This is a genomic window from Citrobacter sp. Cb023, assembly GCF_030336805.1.
Taxonomy (GTDB): Bacteria; Pseudomonadota; Gammaproteobacteria; order Enterobacterales; family Enterobacteriaceae; genus Citrobacter; species Citrobacter braakii.
This window is the reverse complement of the sequence record NZ_JAOWCV010000002.1, coordinates 1-215: the sequence shown is the minus strand read 5'-3', so window position 1 is coordinate 215 and position 215 is coordinate 1. Positions and strand designations below refer to the sequence as shown.

At 56.3% G+C, this 215-nt stretch carries 1 protein-coding gene; it reads left to right on the top strand.

The features are described 5' to 3' along the window. A partial coding sequence (locus OGW44_RS00020; protein WP_286454003.1) for a hypothetical protein occupies positions 1-215 on the top strand: 215 nt, incomplete at both ends.

Below are 215 nucleotides of genomic sequence, written 5' to 3'. Positions count from 1 at the left end.
AACGACAACACCATCGACAACAAAGGTCAAACTACGGCTGATGGGACTGGCTCCACCGGTACTGACGTAACCGGCGACGGTAACAAAATCAACAATGAAGGTGGCACCAGCGCAGCCAATGGCGGCACCGGCACCAGCGTGGACGGCAACGACAACACCATCGACAACAAAGGTCAAACTACGGCTGATGGGACTGGCTCCACCGGTACTGACGT